At 68.4% G+C, this 2,200-nt stretch carries 3 protein-coding genes; 2 read left to right on the top strand and 1 reads right to left on the bottom strand.

What is annotated here, in order from left to right; all coding sequences use genetic code 11:
- Positions 1–10: 10 nt before the first annotated feature.
- Complete coding sequence (locus ACZ7DY_RS35995; RefSeq protein WP_471143334.1) at positions 11–1,018, bottom strand: lytic polysaccharide monooxygenase; 1,008 nt, start codon at positions 1,016–1,018, stop codon at positions 11–13.
- A 514-nt stretch (positions 1,019–1,532) separates the two neighbouring features.
- Between ACZ7DY_RS35995 and ACZ7DY_RS35990 the strand changes: the two genes are divergently transcribed.
- Together ACZ7DY_RS35990 and ACZ7DY_RS35985 are read left to right on the top strand one after the other, a co-directional pair.
- Complete coding sequence (locus tag ACZ7DY_RS35990) at positions 1,533–1,817, top strand: hypothetical protein (protein ID WP_471143332.1); 285 nt, start codon at positions 1,533–1,535, stop codon at positions 1,815–1,817.
- Positions 1,817–2,062 (top strand): hypothetical protein, encoded by a 246-nt coding sequence (locus ACZ7DY_RS35985; RefSeq protein ID WP_471143331.1) that lies wholly within the window; start codon positions 1,817–1,819, stop codon positions 2,060–2,062. The genes ACZ7DY_RS35990 and ACZ7DY_RS35985 overlap by 1 nt, the downstream gene beginning before the upstream one ends.
- The last annotated feature ends 138 nt before the right edge of the window (positions 2,063–2,200 follow it).

The raw sequence follows: 2,200 nt of genomic DNA, 5'->3' as shown, positions 1-2,200 counted from the left end.
CCCGGGCCGGTCAGCGGCCGTGCCGGCCCGCCGCGCGGCGGCGCGTCGTGGCGAACATCGCCGCGGCACCGACGGCGAGTATGGCGGCGCCACCGACCGCGATGTACGGCGTGGTGCTGTCGCCACCGGTCTCGGCGAGGTTGCCGTCGGCGGAGGAGACCGGCTTCTCGGCACCGCCGTTCACCTCGGGCCGGTTGTCGCCGGCCGCCTCGTCCGCGGCGGGGGCGGCCGGCGCGGGAGCGGTGGCCCCGGCGCCCGTGTGCGCGTCGGCGTCCCCGTGGCCGTGGTGCTCGACGGTGGACTTGTCGGCGCCCTCCTCGATCTCCTGCTCGGAGGGGGCGGAGGCGGCCGGGGCGGGAGCGGCGCCGCCCGAGCCCCCGCTGTCCTTGCCGAAGACGACGTCGGAGCAGGTGTAGAACGCCTCGGGGGAATCCGAACGCTGCCAGATCGAGTAGATCAGGTGGCGGCCCGACCTCGCGGGGATCTTCCCGTCGAAGACGTAGTCGCCGTTCTCCATCTTCGGGTCGGTGACCTTCACGAACGGCTTCGCCTCCAGGTCCGACCACTTGAGGGGCTTGGCGGGGTCGTACGACTCCTTCGTGACGTACAGCTCGAAGGAGCCCTTGTGCGGGGCGGTGCCCTTGTAGCGGAACGTGTGGTTGCCCGCGGACAGTTTGCTGGACGGCCAGTCGGCGCGCGGCAGGTCGAGCCCCTTGTACTTGTCGTTGCCGGCGCTGCACAGCTTCCCGTCGGGAATGATCTCCTTCGACTTCCCGGCGGCGTTGGCGATGTTCACCCCGTTCCAGTCGTAGAAGGCCTGCGCCCCACTGGCCGCGACGGCGGCCTTGCACGCGGCCGACTTCGGCGACTCCGGGCCCTCCTGGAAACAGGCGGAGACCCGGCTGACCGGGTCCGTCATCGAACCGTGCGCGGCGGCGGGCGCGGCCGACAGGGCGGTCAGGGCGAGCGGGACGACACCGGCGACGGCGATCGCGGCGACCTTGTTCCGTGCGGACATGCGGGTTCTCCTCAAACGGCGGTTCAGGGGGACACGGGGCGACGGCGAACGGCGGCACAGCCCCCCGATCACCAGCGGCACCGACGGTTCGTCATCGCCCCGGCGACCAGAAAGCTAGCCCCTGAAAACCGCGAAATCCCCTGCTGGGGGCGGGGGATGGTGATCCTTATGGTGCCTTTAAGGAAGAGCTAACCGGGGGCTCAGGCTGAGGGGGTGGAGGGCCCTCGTTTGACCAGCGAGGGAGCTAGGGAGCAGTCCGTGGGAGTCCATGAGGGTCCAGCACAGGTCGCCCCGTTTGGCTCCCTGTTTGGCTCCCTGTGTGGCTCCACCAGAGCTGGCTGGCAAAGGGTCCGACCTGCAGAAGCCGCACCTATGGTGTCGCTGACCCATGCATGGCCCGGGCTCTGCAAATGCGGAGCCCGGGCATTCCACGCCAGAGAGACCCCGCGTAGCCAGTGAGGAGACGCGTACCGTAGTAGGCACAGAGTCGCGCGCGATCGCGAGAGGAACGTCGATGAGTGAGCGGGACTGGACAATCGAGACCATCTGCGAGGTGCTGAGTGCTCCGGCGGCCAAGCAAAGGTTCCTTGCCGAGATCAATCGCGCACCGGTCCACGAGATCGTGACCGTGTTCGCCAAGTGGCAGGCAATCGCTACGAGCATGGCCGCCGCGGCTGAGCGCGGACGGGATCTCGCACGTATCGAGGCTGAGACGGGCGAGTTGCCCGGCAAATGGGTCGATGTGACTGACCGGATCCATGAAGAAGCCTTCCAGGCGCGCAGCCGTGGTGTCGCCTGATGGCCTTTCGGCTCAAGTACGGTGCCGACACCGAAGCTGTGCACGACGCGATGCCCGAAGCCGCGAGCGCCAGCCTCTCGCTCGCCTTCGCTGCGGCTTGTGACGACCCGATCGGAGCGACCGAGCCTTATGGGGAGGACGACGGTGTCGTCCGCGTACTCACGACAGACCACGTAATCGCGGTCTTACTGATCGGGGATCAGACGAAGGTCATCACAGTTCTGCAGCTCAGCTACATAGGCTGATGGCGACGGGTCTTAGGGCTTGTCCGGCGGAACAGAGCCCAGAGGGCGGAGATCCAAGCCCGCGACGGATGTCGAGGGCGGAGCGCCCTCGGTGAGTAGAAGCGTGGTGATGGCGTCGGCTGGGCCGGGCGTGAAGTG

The organism is Streptomyces sp. NPDC037013 (assembly GCF_055607265.1).
This window is presented reverse-complemented; position numbering and strand designations above follow the sequence as displayed.